This window comes from Enterococcus sp. DIV2379, from assembly GCF_050542965.1.
GTDB classification, from domain to species: Bacteria; Bacillota; Bacilli; order Lactobacillales; family Enterococcaceae; genus Enterococcus_D; species Enterococcus_D entomosocium.
This window is the reverse complement of record NZ_CP172938.1, coordinates 2,999,502-3,016,118: the sequence shown is the minus strand read 5'-3', so window position 1 is coordinate 3,016,118 and position 16,617 is coordinate 2,999,502. Positions and strand designations below refer to the sequence as shown.

Annotated in this window: 18 protein-coding genes; 17 read left to right on the top strand and 1 reads right to left on the bottom strand. The window is 41.8% G+C overall.

The genetic code is table 11. From position 1 onward, the window contains the following. Positions 1-127: 127 nt before the first annotated feature. The 12 genes from pfkB (at position 128) to IGI92_RS13745 (ending at position 10,930) form a co-directional block, all read left to right on the top strand. Positions 128-1,066: a 1-phosphofructokinase gene (pfkB, locus tag IGI92_RS13800; protein ID WP_400449889.1), complete on the top strand. Its 939-nt coding sequence runs from the start codon at positions 128-130 to the stop codon at positions 1,064-1,066. After that, positions 1,063-2,469: a PTS fructose transporter subunit IIC gene (locus tag IGI92_RS13795; RefSeq protein ID WP_400449887.1), complete on the top strand. Its 1,407-nt coding sequence runs from the start codon at positions 1,063-1,065 to the stop codon at positions 2,467-2,469. The genes pfkB and IGI92_RS13795 overlap by 4 nt, the downstream gene beginning before the upstream one ends. Next, the gene (locus IGI92_RS13790; protein ID WP_301389584.1) at positions 2,466-2,915 is read left to right on the top strand and encodes a PTS sugar transporter subunit IIA; all 450 of its coding nucleotides are present in this window, start codon (positions 2,466-2,468) and stop codon (positions 2,913-2,915) included. The genes IGI92_RS13795 and IGI92_RS13790 overlap by 4 nt, the downstream gene beginning before the upstream one ends. Before the next feature lie 4 nt (positions 2,916-2,919). After that, a complete protein-coding gene (lacD, locus tag IGI92_RS13785) occupies positions 2,920-3,897 on the top strand; it encodes a tagatose-bisphosphate aldolase (RefSeq protein ID WP_008380331.1) in 978 nt (325 codons plus the stop codon). A gap of 558 nt (positions 3,898-4,455) precedes the next feature. Then, positions 4,456-5,256, top strand: a complete 801-nt coding sequence (locus IGI92_RS13780) for an SDR family oxidoreductase (RefSeq protein ID WP_194188201.1) — start codon at positions 4,456-4,458, stop codon at positions 5,254-5,256. Between the two features lie 15 nt (positions 5,257-5,271). Beyond that, positions 5,272-7,134: a BglG family transcription antiterminator gene (locus IGI92_RS13775; protein ID WP_301389585.1), complete on the top strand. Its 1,863-nt coding sequence runs from the start codon at positions 5,272-5,274 to the stop codon at positions 7,132-7,134. Beyond that, entirely contained in the window at positions 7,131-7,616 is a 486-nt protein-coding gene (locus IGI92_RS13770) for a transcriptional regulator GutM (protein ID WP_008380338.1), read from the top strand. Before IGI92_RS13775 ends, IGI92_RS13770 begins: the two co-directional genes overlap by 4 nt. Next, positions 7,616-8,170 (top strand): PTS glucitol/sorbitol transporter subunit IIC, encoded by a 555-nt coding sequence (srlA, locus tag IGI92_RS13765; RefSeq protein ID WP_008380340.1) that lies wholly within the window; start codon positions 7,616-7,618, stop codon positions 8,168-8,170. Before IGI92_RS13770 ends, srlA begins: the two co-directional genes overlap by 1 nt. Positions 8,171-8,182: 12 nt before the next feature. Beyond that, entirely contained in the window at positions 8,183-9,181 is a 999-nt protein-coding gene (gene srlE / locus IGI92_RS13760) for a PTS glucitol/sorbitol transporter subunit IIB (RefSeq protein WP_301389586.1), read from the top strand. Between the two features lie 22 nt (positions 9,182-9,203). Next, a complete protein-coding gene (locus IGI92_RS13755; protein ID WP_016621850.1) occupies positions 9,204-9,560 on the top strand; it encodes a PTS glucitol/sorbitol transporter subunit IIA in 357 nt (118 codons plus the stop codon). A 42-nt stretch (positions 9,561-9,602) separates the two neighbouring features. Continuing rightward, a complete protein-coding gene (locus tag IGI92_RS13750; RefSeq protein WP_008380347.1) occupies positions 9,603-10,283 on the top strand; it encodes a fructose-6-phosphate aldolase in 681 nt (226 codons plus the stop codon). Then, the gene (locus tag IGI92_RS13745) at positions 10,280-10,930 is read left to right on the top strand and encodes an HAD family hydrolase (RefSeq protein ID WP_144330891.1); all 651 of its coding nucleotides are present in this window, start codon (positions 10,280-10,282) and stop codon (positions 10,928-10,930) included. The genes IGI92_RS13750 and IGI92_RS13745 overlap by 4 nt, the downstream gene beginning before the upstream one ends. A gap of 111 nt (positions 10,931-11,041) precedes the next feature. Here the strand turns inward: IGI92_RS13745 and IGI92_RS13740 are convergent, their stop codons facing one another. After that, positions 11,042-11,830: a PHP domain-containing protein gene (locus IGI92_RS13740; protein WP_008380351.1), complete on the bottom strand. Its 789-nt coding sequence runs from the start codon at positions 11,828-11,830 to the stop codon at positions 11,042-11,044. Positions 11,831-11,962: 132 nt separating this feature from the next. Here IGI92_RS13740 and IGI92_RS13735 point away from each other — a divergent pair, with 132 nt between their 5' ends. The 5 genes from IGI92_RS13735 (at position 11,963) to IGI92_RS13715 (ending at position 16,601) form a co-directional block, all read left to right on the top strand. Next, complete coding sequence (locus IGI92_RS13735) at positions 11,963-12,829, top strand: AraC family transcriptional regulator (protein WP_301389587.1); 867 nt, start codon at positions 11,963-11,965, stop codon at positions 12,827-12,829. 234 nt (positions 12,830-13,063) lie between these two features. Continuing rightward, on the top strand, positions 13,064-14,137 hold the full coding sequence (locus IGI92_RS13730; RefSeq protein WP_005228203.1) for a Gfo/Idh/MocA family protein: 1,074 nt from the start codon (positions 13,064-13,066) through the stop codon (positions 14,135-14,137). Between the two features lie 30 nt (positions 14,138-14,167). Beyond that, positions 14,168-14,920: a sugar phosphate isomerase/epimerase family protein gene (locus IGI92_RS13725; protein WP_196043764.1), complete on the top strand. Its 753-nt coding sequence runs from the start codon at positions 14,168-14,170 to the stop codon at positions 14,918-14,920. Further along, the gene (locus IGI92_RS13720; protein WP_142437711.1) at positions 14,917-15,636 is read left to right on the top strand and encodes a ThuA domain-containing protein; all 720 of its coding nucleotides are present in this window, start codon (positions 14,917-14,919) and stop codon (positions 15,634-15,636) included. The genes IGI92_RS13725 and IGI92_RS13720 overlap by 4 nt, the downstream gene beginning before the upstream one ends. Continuing rightward, positions 15,633-16,601, top strand: coding sequence for a sugar phosphate isomerase/epimerase family protein (locus IGI92_RS13715; RefSeq protein WP_101699350.1), 969 nt, complete (start codon positions 15,633-15,635; stop codon positions 16,599-16,601). The genes IGI92_RS13720 and IGI92_RS13715 overlap by 4 nt, the downstream gene beginning before the upstream one ends. Positions 16,602-16,617 lie beyond the last annotated feature (16 nt).

Here is a 16,617-nt window from a genome sequence, read left to right as displayed (position 1 = left end):
GTGATTGTATCTGAAAATCAAATGGAATCAAACAAGATTGAAAATGTTTTCAACAGAATGGATCGTTTTAGAAAACATGTACATTCAGAAACAGTGCATACTTAAGGTACAGCAAGGAGGAACAATTATGGGAACGATTTACACATGCACGATGAATTTAGCGATTGACTTATTTATTGAAACAGAACAGCTTTTGCCTCAAGTTGTCAATCGTACACTAGATGATGATATCCAAGCCAATGGCAAAGGGGTGAACGTTTCTCTTATTTTGAAAATGCTAGGTATTACCAGCACTGCTTTAGGATTTAGTGGTGGCTTTACAGGAAAATATATTGAAGATTTTTTAAGCGAAAAGCACATCAAGAACGATTTTGTAGCGGTTAATGGAATGACAAGGATCAATGTCTTTACACAAGTCAACGAAGAAAACAAAGAATATAAATTGGTCAATCAAGGACCAGCGATCAGTCCAGAAAATGTGGAACGATTGTTAGCAAAAATCAAGACTCTTGTTCCAGGTGATTTTCTCTGTGTTTCTGGGAGTTTGCCAAAAGGTGTTCAGCCGACGGTTTTGATTGAGATCAGTAAAATCTGTCAGGAACGAGAAGTCAAGCTGATTATTGATAGTAGTTATAAGGAAGTTCGGGAATGTTTGCAGTATCGTCCTTACTTAATCAAACCAAATGAAGAAGAGTTAGCGACACTATTTGATGTCGCCACGATCGCACCCGAAGATTATCAGAAATACGGTCAAATGTTAATTGCAGAAGGAGCGCAAAATGTGTTGCTGTCTTTAGGAAGTGAAGGGGGGATTTTTTTAAATGAAGCAACTTGTCTGATCGCTAATGCTCCAAAAGGCAAAGTGGTAAATACAGCCTGTGCGGGAGACAGCTTATTAGGGACCTTTATTGCTGGGATGGTTCGCAAGGAGAAGGTTTCTCATACATTGAAAAGAAGTATTGCAGCGGGAAGTTCAACTGCTTTTAAAAAGGGATTGACTGACTTTTTAGATATCCCTGAATTGGAAGCGCAAATACATGTTCATAGAAAGGAAGTCCATAAATGACAAAATTTCAGATAGTAGCTGCGACGGGATGTCCGACGGGGATCGCGCATACGTATATGGCACAAGAAGCATTAGAGCAAGCCGCTAAGAAGCGAGGCATTTCGATCAAAGTAGAGACTCATGGACAGATTGGGATCGAAAATGCATTGACTGCTAAAGAGATCGAAGCTGCCGACGCAGTCATTATCGCGGCTGATAAAGATGTTCAAGCCGAACGTTTTGCAGGAAAAAAAATCATTGATGTCCCGGTAGCTTCGGGCATTCGCAATGCGGATCAATTGATCGCTGATGCCTTAGAGGGTGCAGGGAAAATCAAACAGTCGAAGCAATCTGTTCCGACCGATAAAGAAGAAGTAGCCGTCAGTGGGATTGGACATACGATCTACAAAAACTTAATGAATGGTGTCTCTCATATGTTGCCGTTTGTGGTCAGTGGGGGAGTCTTGATTGCTATTTCATTTCTTTGGGGGATTTATTCGGCTGATCCAACTAACACTCAGTACAACGAATTTGCTGCCCGACTCAATGGAATCGGTGGTTTTGCTATGAGTATGATGGTCCCGATCCTATCAGCATTTATTGCGGAGAGCATCGCGAAACGACCAGGACTAGTGGTTGGGTTTGTTGGGGGCTTGATCGCGGCAGACGGCGGCACTGGTTTCTTAGGTGGGATCGTTTCAGGTTTCTTAGCCGGTTATGTCGTGCTAGGTCTGATGAAGGCATTGATTCTTTTACCTAAATCATTAGATGGTTTGAAAGCAATTTTTCTTTATCCTGTTTTAGGAGTCTTGATTACAGGACTGATTATGGACTTTGTGTCAGGACCGATGGCAACAATCAACGAAGCAATGATGTCCTTCTTAGCTGGTTTCGAAAACTCTAGTCCCTTTGTATTAGGAATTATTGTTGGCTGTATGTGTGCATTCGATATGGGAGGACCAATCAATAAAGCAGCTTATGTAACAGGTACTGCTTTATTGGCACAAGGAAATACTAGTTTCATGGCAGGAGTTTCGGCAGCATGCATTGCCCCACCATTGATTACAGGTTTTGCCGTTTTATTCTTTGGGAAGTATTTTGATGCAAATGAAAAAAATGCTGGATTAGTCAATTTTATCTTAGGCTCAACACATATTACAGAAGGAGCGATTCCTTTTGCGGCGAAAGACCCGCTGAGAGTGTTACCGATCATGATGCTTGGTTCTTCGATTGCTGCTGTACTGACCTATCTCTTCAAAGTGCAAGTGCCTGCACCTCATGGTGGCTTCCTGGTATTACCCGTTGTTACTCATGGTCTTTTATGGGTAAGTGCGATTTTGGCAGGATCGATCGCAGGTGGTTTGTTGCTAGGATTGGTTCAAAAAAGAAAAGTTGCCAAACAGAGAATGGACGTGAAAGCATGATTACGGAAGAATATATTTTTATCGATTCCCTCTTAAAGAATAAAGCAGAAACTTTATCATTTCTAGCAAAAGAAAGTCGGAGACAAGGCGATGCTACGAATGCTTCAGAAGTGGAAGCAGCATTTATCCTTCGAGAAGAACAAGGCTCTACAGGCATGATGGATGGTTTTGCCATTCCTCATGCGAAGAGCAGTGTTATTAGACGACCATTTATTAGTGTAATCAAACTTAGAGAAGCAATCGATTGGGACAGTTTAGACGGACAAAAAATCCATACGATCATCGCTATGTTTATACCAGAGAATGAAGCTGGGAGTACCCACCTTACGATTTTATCTCAAGTGGCAAGGATGCTGATGAAAGAAGATTTTAAAAAAGCGATCCAAACAACTACTTCTAAAACAGCTTTACTACAAGTAATGAATCAGTATCTAGAAGGGAATTGAAAAAATGACTACGACAATGAAGCAACCGATAGCAGTAACAAAACTTTGTAATTCAAAAGGAATCATCAGTGCCTTAGCGATCGATCAAAGAGGCGCATTAAAGAGGATGCTAAGTCAATATAAAAAAGAAGTGTCGGATGCAGCGATCGAGCAGTTTAAAACCATCGTCTCTGAAGAACTAACACCCTATGCATCGGCTATTTTATTAGATCCAGAATACGGACTTCCGGCAGCAAAAGAACGCGCTCAGCAAACTGGTCTATTGATGGCTTATGAAAAAACGGGGTATGACGCAACGACGCCTGGGAGACTCCCAGACTCGTTAAATTATTGGTCAGTCAAGAAGCTCAAAGAGGCAGGAGCAGATGCCTGTAAGTTTTTACTCTACTATGATGTAGACGAAAGCGATGCGATCAACGATCAAAAGAAAGCTTATATAGAACGAATCGGTTCTGAATGTCTGGCGGAAGGGCTGCCCTTTTTCTTAGAGCTAGTCTCCTATGATGCGACCATTTCGGATAACACATCGAAAGAATACGCAACGATCAAACCACATAAAGTCAATCAAATGATGAAGGTTTTTGCGGAGTCGCGCTATAACGTGGCTGTTTTGAAAGTAGAAGTTCCTGTCAATATGAAGTTTGTTGAAGGGTTCGGAAATGAAGTTGTCTATACACAAAAAGAGGCTGCAGCATTCTTTAAAGAACAAAGCCAAATGACTGCTTGTCCATTTATTTTTCTTAGCGGGGGCGTCAGTGCGGAGCTTTTTCAAGAAACCCTCCGTTTTGCCAAAGCAGCTGGTTCAACCTTCAATGGTGTATTATGCGGGCGAGCAACTTGGGCAGATGGTGTTAAGGTATTTGCCACTAAAGGAGAAGCTGCTGCAAGACAATGGATGCAAACAGACGGTAGAAAAAACATCGAAACATTGAATGAAGTGCTAATGGAAACAGCTTCTTCTTGTCAGGCAACAACTGAATGATTTCTTTCAATGGGAATATCTGAACTTGGGGAAATAAGGTGTCAACATATGCTGGCTTCCAGACGGTTAAACGGATATCTGAGATTGACTTTCGCCGAAGTCTTCATTTGAAAAAGTCAACGAGTTGGGTCATTCTTAAGGAGCGTACTAACCAATCTCCGCCTTTTTAATACACTCTAATTTCAATCGTTTCAATTAGCTTAGGGAATTTTCCTAAGCTTTTTTTGTGGAAGAAAAAGGTAGGAGTTTTTCTTTCTTTGACTGCTTGTTATTGGAGTGGCTTTGTTGTGGAAAAATCGAGAGCAATTAGTACACAAACCATCCTTTAAAAAAGAGTGGATGGCTCCATCTAAGGAGAAGATAGGATAGAATAGAAGTCGCTTCAACATGAATTCTTTCAGTTGCAAAATAAAATTGCATTGTTTTATAAGGCAAACGGTCTGAAGATTATTCAGTGAATTCGTACACTTTTTTTCCAGATCTTTGAAAAAATCCTGTCTTAATTATTATTGGTCAACGCTTATACTGAAAGCGTAATCAAATTGTAGGAGGGGACGTATGAAAGACTGGTTAAATATAGCTGGAAAAACCGTAATCGTAACAGGAGGTTCTTCAGGTATCGGAAAGAGGATTGTTGAAAGTTTATTAGAGCAAGGGGTGAATGTGGCAAATTTTGACCTTACAGAAGCTACCCAACAACATGACAATTTGTTGTTTGTTGAAACGGATATTTCAGTAAGGGAAGAGGTGGAGTCAGGTGTAGAAAAAGTCGTTGAGCGGTTTGGAACTGTCGATGGTTTAGTGAACAATGCAGGGATCAATATTCCACGTCTTTTAGTAGATAAGAAAGATCCTCATGGGAAATATGAATTATCAGATCCTATTTTTGACAAGATGAGTGCAATCAATCAAAAGGGCGTTTTCCTAATGACGCAAACAGTAGCCCGAGAATTGGTCAATAAAGAATCTGGAGTCATCATCAATATGTCATCAGAATCAGGGCTTGAAGGATCTGAAGGGCAAAGTGCATATGCTGCTACCAAAGCGGCACTCAATAGCTATACAAGATCATGGGCAAAAGAATTAGGAAAATCAAATGTTCGAGTGGTGGGTATTGCACCCGGCATCATGGAAGAAACAGGTTTGAGAACGCCTGCCTATGAGGAGGCATTGGCTTACACAAGAGGGACGACAGTTGAAAAACTGCGAGAAGGATACACAAAAACGAGTACAATTCCTCTAGGTCGGAGTGGCAAATTGTCAGAAGTAGCTGACTTGGTCTGCTATTACCTGTCTGATCGATCCAGTTATATTACAGGAGTGACAACAAATGTAGCGGGAGGAAAAACTAGGGGATAGAAATAGGGGGATAAAATGGCATTCGTAAATCGATGGTATCAAATCTTAGACTTGTTAATAACCCATAAGGATATTTCAATCATTGATTTACAGAAAAAGTTGAGCAGTAGTTCAAAAACAGTAAAGAGTAGTATTGATCTGCTTAATGAAGAACTAATTGGTATTGCGAAAATCGTGCAAAGGAAAAAGAGCTATTCGATTGAGGTAGAAGACGCTGAAGAATTTGAACTCATTTTGGCTGGAAAGTTAAAAAAAGAAACCGATTTTAACTCAGCAAGTAAGCGGGTAGCATTTATCCTAAAACAATTGATCGAGGAAAAGTCATTTATTTTAATTGACGATCTGTCTGAAGCGCTAGGGATCAGTAGGAGTACTGTCTATAATGATTTTCGGATGCTAAAAAAGCTACTCAAGCCTTTTGATACAGAAGTAGTTGGAACGCCAAATAGAGGGATTCAGATTAAAGGAAGTGAATTTAATCTGCGATTGCTTTACATCTATTATGTACAAGATTATTTTTATGAAAATCATTTAGAAAACGATACACGAGCAATGATCCAAAAAATCATTTCTCTCTCAGGGATTCCGCAGTATTATGGTCGTTTACTGTATAAAGTGATTTCTATTTCCATGAAAAGGATCATTGAAGGGAATTATTTAGAGACGATACCGAATTGTTATACAAATTTCATCAAAGAAGAAGAACAAATCGAGCAGTTGATCTATCATCTAGAGACCAAATACCGAGTGACTTTAAGTCAAACAGAACAGGACTTTCTCTGGTTCCCGTTAAATTTATCTGCAAATTCCTTAATTGAGCGTACGGTTGTCCCGACAGCAGTCGAACAGTACTTTAAAGCGATGCTAAAGCGAATCCATCGCACGCTCGTTTTGGATATCAATGAGAAAGTTTTGTTTTTAGAAATGAAAGAACACTTAAAGTATATGATCAACCGAATCGTGGTCCAAGCAAAATTAAGCGATTTGTTTTACGGCGAAATCGAGCGACAATATCCCTTTGCCTATGAATTAGCCAAAGTCGGTCTACAAGAGATTGAAGAAGTGGTTGGTCGAACCATACCCACAGTCGAAATCAGTTATCTAGCACTTTATTTTGAACTTGCTTTGAAAAGCCAACAAAACGAACCAGCCAAAAAGCAAATTGCTGTAGTTTGTCACAGTGGCAGAGGTACGGCGATGATCATTCGTCGTCAATTGGAACGAGTCTTAGGCAATGATATTCGCATCACCCATTTATCAGAGGAAGCCTATCAGCAGGAAAATCTGACCGATTACTTCGCCATTTTTACGACGATTCCATTAAAACATTTAGAGCAAGTGAAAAGTCCAATCATTAAATTGACCAACTTATTTGACGATCATTGGTTGCGCAATGAGTGGGAAAAAGCCGAACGCTTGCAGTCAGTAGGGAAGCAGTCGATCCTCTTACATTTTAATCACTTAGATCCTGACTTGACCTATCAAGAGAATGTCCAGTCAATGATCGCCGAATTAACAAAGGAGCATATAGTAGATGAGTGCTTTTTGGAACGAATCAGACAAAGAGAGGAAAAACATGCCACGATTTTTGATTCTGAGATTGGCTTTCCCCATGCGATCAATGATCAAACAGATAAAATCGTTCTGTCGATAGGTGTATTCAAAAGGAAATTGGTTACTCCTGAGGGCAATATCAAACTGATTTTTTTGTTAGGTATTCCAAGTGAATTGACAGGGAAAAACGAACAAGACTTGTTGCGCATTTATGATGAATTATTTGCGATTGCTGGCAACGCGGATTTCAGAGAAGAAATCAGTGCCCGAGAAAATCTATTGGCATTGAAAGAATGGCTTTATCAGAAGGAGTTGATTATATGAGTTTTGTTTATCTATTTGGTATTTTTGCCTTAGGCGCCTATTTGTTACAAATTCTTTTTGGGTTAAAACAGATCAAACACTTTAATCAAAACTATCAGCAACTGCGCAAAAAAGGCAAGGTAGCGATTGGACGCAGAGCTGGGAAAATAAAAGCAGGAACGATCGTTTTATTTGCGGTCGATCCAGCAGGAATCATTCTTGATGCCAGAAAGATGCAAGGGGTAACCGTGTTGGCGAAGTTTAAAGAGCTGCCGGTCTATCTAGGAGAAGATATTCATTATATCGATAAGTACCATCCCAATGTGCAAAAAGAAAACAAGTTGACGATTCAAGCGATGGAAAATGCCAGAGAAATCTATTTGCGCACAGAAGCCGGGAACTATACCGAAAGTCAAGGAGTGTCGCCTGTAACACTGTTGAAAATACAAATACAAACATGGAAAGAGAAAATATACATGAAAGAAAAAAGGAGTGCAAAATAATGGAGTATATTACAAAATTTGCTGAAGGTTTTATGAGCCTTTTTCAAACCGGAGCAGAAACCTTTATCTCATGGATGACAGGTATCGTTCCAGTGGTGCTAATGCTGATGGTCGCCATGAATACGCTGATTGCTTTCTTAGGAGAAGAACGCGTGACCAAAGTGGCACGTTTATCTTCAAAAAATCCTTTTACTCGCTATTTGCTTTTACCTTTCCTATCTGCCTTTATGTTAGGAAATCCAATGTCGTTTACTATGGCTCGCTTTTTACCTGAATACTATAAACCTAGCTATTATGCTTCACAAGCGCAATTTTGTCACACCAGTAATGGGGTATTTCCTCATATCAATCCGGGAGAACTCTTTGTATGGTTGGGTATTGCCCAAGGAATCACAACATTAGGCTTAAACTCGATGGAGCTGGCGATTCGTTATCTGTTGGTCGGTATGATCATGAACTTTATTGGTGGTTGGGTCACCGACTTTACGACTGCTTACGTGTGTAAGCAGCAAGGCATCACTTTGAGTAAAACCGTCAAACTAGTGGCAGAATAAGGAGGAATCAAGATGACGTATAAAAGTATACGAGTAGTCAAAGGCAGCGGTGGTTATGGCGGTCCCTTAGTGATCACGCCGACAGAAGAAAGACATAAATTTATTTACATTACTGGTGGTGGTGAGCGACCTGCAATCGTTGATAAAATTGTTGAATTAACGGGAATGGAAGCAGTCAATGGCTTTAAAACATCGATTCCCGATGATGAAATTGCATTGGCAATCATTGACTGTGGTGGCACACTACGTTGCGGTATTTATCCCAAAAAAGGGATTCCGACGATCAATGTCGTCGCAACGGGGAAAAGCGGGCCATTAGCACAATATATCAATGAACAGATCTATGTTTCGGCGGTTGGGGTCGACCAAATTTCATTAAGCGAAGAGCAAGAAGCAATCACTGTCACCAATGAAGCAACAGCTCCTAAGCGGGAATTTACCTACGATACTTCGAAAAAAATCACGGAGCAAAAAGCCGAGCAACAAAATTTTATTGCCAAGATCGGGATGGGCACCGGGAAAGTCGTTGCGACCTTTAACCAATCTGCACGAGATGGGGTTCAGACGATGATCAATACCGTCATTCCCTTCATGGCATTTGTTTCCCTGTTGATTGGGATCATTCAAGGGTCAGGCGTTGGAAATTTCTTTGCGAATGTAATGGCGCCATTGGCTGGCAATATTTGGGGATTGATGATCATTGGCTTTATTTGTTCCTTGCCATTTCTCTCCCCGTTACTTGGACCAGGGGCAGTGATCAGTCAAGTGATTGGAACTCTGATTGGGGTCGAGATCGGTAAAGGAACGATTCCACCTCAACTTGCTCTACCTGCATTATTTGCGATCAATACTCAAAATGCCTGTGATTTCATTCCAGTTGGGTTAGGATTAGAAGAGGCAGAAGCGGAAACGGTTGAGGTTGGGGTACCTTCTGTTCTTTATTCTCGTTTCTTAAATGGTGTACCACGGGTCTTCGTAGCATGGCTTGCAAGTTTTGGACTTTATAGTTAAATCAGTATAGGAGGAAGCAGAAATGGCAGTTTTTACTACGACAGTTCTTTCAATCGGTGTGGAGGCAGAATTATTTCGCGAAGAAAATATGATCATTCTTTTTGGCAAAGATGCACCGGCAGCATTAGCTGACTATTGTTACAATATTGAAGTACAGCCAATGAATGGCACGATTACATCTGAACAAAAATTATGGATCGATGATCAAAGCTATCAAATTACCTCGGTAGGTGATGTGGTATCAAGGAATTTGCAAGAGTTAGGACACATCACGATTAAATTTGATGGCAGTTCGACCTCTGAATTACCAGGCACACTTTATGTAGAAGAAAAAACGATCCCTGTGATTGAAAAAGGAACAAAAATCAGTATTAAGTAAGGAAACTGTCTAGTAAAACGTAAGATTGAAGGAGTGTAAACAATGGAATTCTTTTTGGATACAGTAAATCTTGAGGAAATCACCCACTATCAAAAGGTACTCCCGCTGGCAGGAGTAACCTCGAACCCCACGATTTTGAAAGCTGCGGGGAACATCGACTTTTTTACTCATTTGCAAGCAGTGAAAGAACGAATCGGAGAAGCGTCCTTACACGTTCAAGTGGTTGGGGAAACTGTCGATGAGATGATCCTAGATGCAGAAACGATTATCAATAAGCTGGGAAACGACGTCTATATCAAAATCCCTGTCAATGAAAATGGGTTAGAAGCCATCAAACGATTAAAAGAGCGTGAATTCAATTTAACAGCTACAGCCATTTATACCGAATTACAGGGGTTCTTAGCGATTGGTGCTGGAGTCGATTATTTGGCGCCATACTATAACCGTATGGAAAATATCAATGTTGATGCACCAACAGTCATTGAATCATTGGCACAAGCGATTCATACCACTCAAGCACAAAGTAAGATCCTTGCTGCAAGCTTTAAGAACACTGCGCAAATGAATCGCGCGATTCGTGCAGGGGCACATGCGCTCACTGCTGATCCAGACATCTATCGACAGGGGTTAGCCATGCCTTCCATTCAAAAAGCAATAACGGACTTTCACAATGACTGGGTCGAGACATTTGAGTCGCCATCGATTCAGGGGTTATGCCAATGATGCCAACGGTAATTTTTGATATGGATGGGGTTATCGTAGATTCTGAGTATACGTTTTTAGAATCAAAAACAGCGATGCTTCATAGTGAAGGACACCTTGTAGATGAGTCGTATCACTATCAGTTCATGGGGACCACTGCAGAATTTATGTGGGAAAAAATGAAGGAAGAATTACAGTTACAAAAATCTGTTTCAGCGTACATTGAAGAAATGAATCTCAGAAGAAAAGCGTTGATCACACGTGATGGCGTCAAAGCGATTCCTCATGTGCAAACATTGATTCGGCAGTTAGCAGAAGCGAACTTTCAGCTTGGTGTTGCTTCCTCTTCTCCCAAAAAAGAGATTGAGGAGAACCTGGATCAATTGCAGTTGCGAAACTATTTTACTGAGATCGTCAGTAGTGAAGAGGTAGCACGCTCGAAACCTTTTCCCGACGTATTCTTGAAAGTAGCGTCTTTGTTGGGCACGAACCCTCAGCAATGTATCGTCATTGAAGATACGATCAATGGCTGTAAAGCTGCCAAAGATGCGGGGATGTACTGTATTGGTTTTGCAAATCCAGCATTCCCTGCGCAAGATCTGCCAGCGGATCAAACGATCATTGATTTTCGTGACCTGAATGTGCAAGGATTGAAAACCATTAAATAATACGCACGTCTAAAATGACCAGCCTATAAAGGATGATTGCTAATGAAGCTGGAATCATCCTTTATAGGCTGGTCATTTTTAATTTTTTTGCATGATAGTCAAAGAATAAGCTTATTCTGTCGGCAGATCCGCCATAAACCGTTCACTACCTTGAAAGACCGCTAATTGATTGACACCAAAGGAACGCAGCAGATCGCTCATCGCTGCAAAATCTAACCGATAATCACTGGCTTTATGGGCATCAGAGCCGAGGGTGAACAAGTTACCCCCGACACTTTGATACAGCGGGATAGCATATTGGTAAAGGTGGGCATTTTGATAAGGGCCAAAGCTCTTAGCGTTGATTTCCATCGCTAAGTCACGGGCAACGATTTTTTTGAAGATCGTCGTTAACTCTGTTTCAAAATGGGCGGCCAATTCCTCAGCTGTAAATTGGAAACGACGCAAGCCATAATCAAAGTGGGTCACGATATGCCCGTCTGGAAACGAGTCCAACACGTGGGCCATTTGGTCAAAGTATTGTTTGGCGACTGCAAATTTGTCCTTCGTCAACACGGCATCGTCCATATAATCAAAGGTACCGTTTTGATGGATACTGATCAATTTCAAGTCATAAGGATGGCTTTCAAGATAGCGCAAGATTTCTTGTTCTTGACCAGGCACGACACCAATCTCGATGCCTTTTAAGAGTTTCGTCGCTGTGGTCTCTTGCAGCTTCTGGTGGGTTTTTACTAGTAATTCATAGTCAGGAATATCATCACGGAATCCCGAGTAGGGGTTCTTCAAATCGAAATGATCTGTCGCAACGAAGTAGGCAGGCTGGTAAGCTAGATAATTCTCAAACTGTTCATCTGAATCAAAAGACAAAAATGTATGCAGATGTTGATCATAATAATTCATAAACAAGACTCCTTTTCTTGAATACGATACCACAAAAAAGCAGAAGAAACTATGATTGGCTGAGAAAAGGTTTTCTCTTGGGCAATTTTTCGCTTATAATAAATAAGAATAGAGCGAAGGAGTCGGTCAGCCATGAGTATGTATCTTGAAATTCCTGAATTTGAAAGTGAATTTCGTTTTCGAACGTTTCTAAATGATGGTTTGACCATCGTTTATCCCCATGTCCATAAAGAAATCGAGATCATTTACGCTAAGCGCGGCACGGTGAATATTGGTGTTGACGATACGATTATTGAGTTGAAAGAAGGGGATCTATATCTTTTTTCCAGCGGGCAGCCCCACTACTTTCTTGCATCACCTGAGAGTGAACGCTATGTCTATCAATTTGATATGCAGCTTTTTGAAGAGCCGCTGCTGCGAGAAAATGAAGTATCCTTGATGACACTCTTTGAAGAAGGGGAGCCCCACAGCAAAAATTGGCCAGCGAGTTTTACGGAAAAAATAACAGGTCTCTTGATCGAGTTGTATCAGTTGGAAGAGGAAAATGTTGTTGGGAAGCGTTATTTGACTCTCGGGCTGCTTTACCAGTTGATCGGGGAGTGCTATCAAAGCTTGCCAAAGCGAAAACGAGCCGTCAATCCACTAAAACGAACGGCCGCACAATATAAAGAAACCTTGCAGCGTCTGAATGATGTCTTTGAGTACATCGAATCCCATTACCAAGAAGTCTTGACAATGGAGGACACCGCAAGACATGTAGGGTTTAGTCCCCATTATTTCACGCGTTTCTTTAAAACCAATACTGGCAAGACCTTCATGCAGTTTTTGACGGAATACCGCATCAATCAAGCCAAATTTATCTTGGCAAATGAAAAGATCCCGATGGCGGAAGTCGCTGAAAAAGCAGGCTTTGCCAGTGTCAAAACATTTCATCATGTCTTTAAGGAAGCTGTTGGTCAATCACCGTTGCAGTACCAGAAACAATTGAATCAAAATTGATAGAAACAGCCGATGAGCCTTTGCTTGTCGACTGTTTTTTTGTTGATCTGGCACTATTTTTTTCTCGATAGTGTTTTTTTAAGCGCTTTGCATAAATTGTGGAGTGGTTCTTTTTGTTAAAGTTTCATAAGATAATTTTCGGGAATTTTTTCAATGGAAACTGGGAAGAACTGCTTTCGATGTTTCGCTATAATGAGGGGGTAGAAAATAATAAGCGTTTTCAGGAGGAAAGATATGACAGTTAAAGTTGGAATTATTGGGTGCGGTGGGATCGCAAACGGCAAGCACATGCCTGCCTTGTCTCAAGTAGAGGAAGTAGAAATGGTTGCCTTTTGTGATCTGCTGGTTGAACGTGCAGTTGAAGCGAAATCAGCATTTGGGACCGAAGATGCTCAAGTATTCAGCGATTATCAAGAAATGTTGGCACAAGCTGATCTAGATGTGATCCATGTGTGTACACCAAACGCCTCACATGCTGAGTTGACGATTGCTGCACTAGAAGCGGATTGTCATGTCATGTGTGAAAAACCAATGGCAAAAACAGCGGCAGAAGCCAAAGCAATGATCGAAGCAGCCAACCGAACAGGAAAAAAACTCACGATCGGCTACCAAAACCGTTTTAGAAAAGATTCTCGTTATCTTCATGAAGTGTGCGCCGAAGGACAATTAGGAAACATTTATTTTGGGAAAGCTCATGCGATCCGTCGTCGGGCTGTGCCAACTTGGGGTGTTTTCCTTGATGAAGAGGCGCAAGGCGGCGGTCCTTTGATCGATATCGGTACCCACGCATTGGATCTGACCTTATGGATGATGAACAATTACAAACCAAAATTTGTTGTCGGAAAAGCGTATCATGAGTTGTCGCAAACCAAAAATGCCGCAAATGCTTGGGGCCCTTGGGACCCAGAGAAATTCTCAGTAGAAGATTCGGCCTTTGGTTTTGTGGTCATGGAAGATGGCGCAACGATTTTCTTAGAAGCCAGCTGGGCGCTCAACAGCTTGGATGTGAAAGAAGCCAAAACGACACTGATGGGTAGCAAAGCCGGTGCGGATATGAACAACGGTTTGACCATCAATGGGGAAGACCACAGCTTGCTGTATGAAAAAAATATCGAACTTGAAACAGGCGGCGTTGATTTTTATGAAGGAAACGGGGAGACGCCAGAAATTTTAGAAGCACAATCGTGGATCCATGCGATCATCAACGATACCGAACCAGTGGTCAAACCTGAAGAAGCAATGGTCGTGACGGAGATTCTAGAAGCGATCTACAAATCATCGCAAACCGGTGAGCCAGTCTACCTATAAGAACTGCTGGAAGAAAAGGAGCGAGCACAAATGACAAAACCGAAAATCGCTTTACAGCTTTGGAGTATTCAAGAGGACTGCAAGACAAATCTTTTTGATGCGTTGAAAACAGTAAAACAAAACGGCTATGACGGTGTTGAATTTGCCGGTTATCATGGACACAGCGCTGTTCAGATCAAAGAAATGCTGGAGCAGTTGGATTTGGCGGTCGCGGCTTCCCATATCCCGTTTGAAGCATTGCAAGATCGTTTTGAAGAAACCGTCGCTTTTGAAAAAACGATTGGCAATCAACGGATCGTGATTCCGTATGCCAGCTTTGATTCTTTGGAAAAATGGCAAGCCTTTGCTGCGGAGCTGACCCAGATCACCCAAAAATTGCAGGCAGAAGGGCTGACTTGCTACTACCACAACCATGCCCATGAATTTACTGAAGTTGCTGGAAAATCCATGATCGATGAACTGATCAAAGACAATCCGCAACTGCGTTTGGAAGCCGACCTTTACTGGTTAGCCTTTGCAAACGTGGCTATTTTACCTTGGCTAAAGGAACGCGAAACGAAGGTCGGCTTGGTTCATATCAAAGATATGCAAGAGCAGCCGCAGGAAAGCACCGAGATCGGCAATGGGATTTTACCAATTAAGTCGTATGTAGAAGCAGCTAAAGCATTAGAACTACCATGGCTGATCGTCGAGCAGGAAGCGTTTCAAAAATTCGCTCCTTTAGAAGCCAGCGGGATTGATTATCTGCAATTAAAAGACATCGTAGAGGAGGTCTACCAATGATCCATGTTACGTTATGGAACGAGTTTCGTCATGAAAAAACGAATGAGACCGTCCAAAAAATGTATCCAGAAGGAATCCATGGTCAAATTGCCAAGTTTTTAGCAGAGGATGATTTTCAAGTACGAACGGCGACCCTTGATGAACCAGAACATGGGTTGACGGAGCAAGTATTGGCTGACACGGATGTGTTGGTTTGGTGGGGCCATATGGCGCATGAAGAAGTCGATGATGCTATCGTTGCTCGTGTGCAGCAGCGTGTATGGGAAGGAATGGGACTGATCGTCTTGCATTCTGGCCACTTTTCGAAAATCTTTAAAACGTTGATGGGAACGTCGTGCGATTTGAAATGGCGGGTAGACGATCAGCATGCGCGGATCTGGAATGTTAATCCAAGCCACCCAATCGCTGAAGGAGTCGGCGAATGGATCGAACTAGAGCAAGAGGAAATGTATGGCGAGCACTTTGATATTCCAGCGCCGGATGAATTGATCTTTGTCAGCTGGTTCCCTGGTGGTGAAGTTTTCCGCAGCGGCTGTACATTCCGCCGTGGGAATGGCAAAATCTTCTATTTCCAGCCTGGTCATGAGACATTCCCAAGCTATTACAATCCCAAAGTGCAAAAAGTGATCCAAAATGCGGCTCGCTGGTGTGCACCAACAGAAAATCGTTACCCAACATATGGGCATTTTCAAGCAATTGAGGAGGAAAGAAAATGAAATTAGGTGTTTTTACCCCGTTATTCAATCAACTTAGCTTTGAAGAAATGATCGATGAAGTAGCGAAAAAAGGGCTCCAAACCGTTGAGATCGGTACCGGTGGTTCTCCCGGCAATGCCCACTTAGACATTGACTGTTTACTAGCAAGTGAAGCAGAGCGAAAAGAATACTTGGCAAAATTAGCTGATAAAGGATTGGAAATCTCAGCTTTGAGCTGTCACAACAACCCAATCTCTCCACTAAAAGCAGAAGCGCAAGAAGCCGATGAACTTTTGCGTAAAACCATCAAATTAGCCAGCTTAATGAATGTACCTGTTGTGAATGGTTTTTCAGGCGTTTCAGGCGGAAATGCAACAGATACACAAGTCAACTGGCCAGTATTGCCATGGCCGACGGAATACGATGACAATTATAATTATCAATGGGAACAAAAACTGATTCCTTATTGGAAAGGCATCAACACGGAAGCGGAAGCGGCTGGTGTTAAAATCGGGATCGAACTTCATGGCGGCTTTTTGGCACATACCCCTTATACGATGTTGAAACTGCGGGATGCTGCGGGTAAAGCCATCGGCTGTAACTTGGATCCAAGTCATTTATGGTGGCAAGGGATCGACCCAGTGGCAGCGGTCAAAATCTTAGGGGAAGCCGATGCGATCCATCACTTCCATGCCAAAGATACGTATTTGGACCAAGACAATATCAACATGCATGGCTTGACGGACATGCAGCCATATAGCAATGTCAAAACCCGAGCTTGGACCTTCCGTTCAGTCGGTTGCGGCCACAGCTTACAAGTCTGGTCAGATATTATTTCTGCACTTAGAATTTATGGGTATGATTATGTCTTGAGTATTGAGCATGAAGATCCAATCATGTCCATTGATGAAGGACTGAATCGTGCCATCAGCAACTTGAAGACGATTATGATCCGTGAAGAAGCTTCATCCATGTGGTGGGCATAAGAAGAAAACCGAGGAG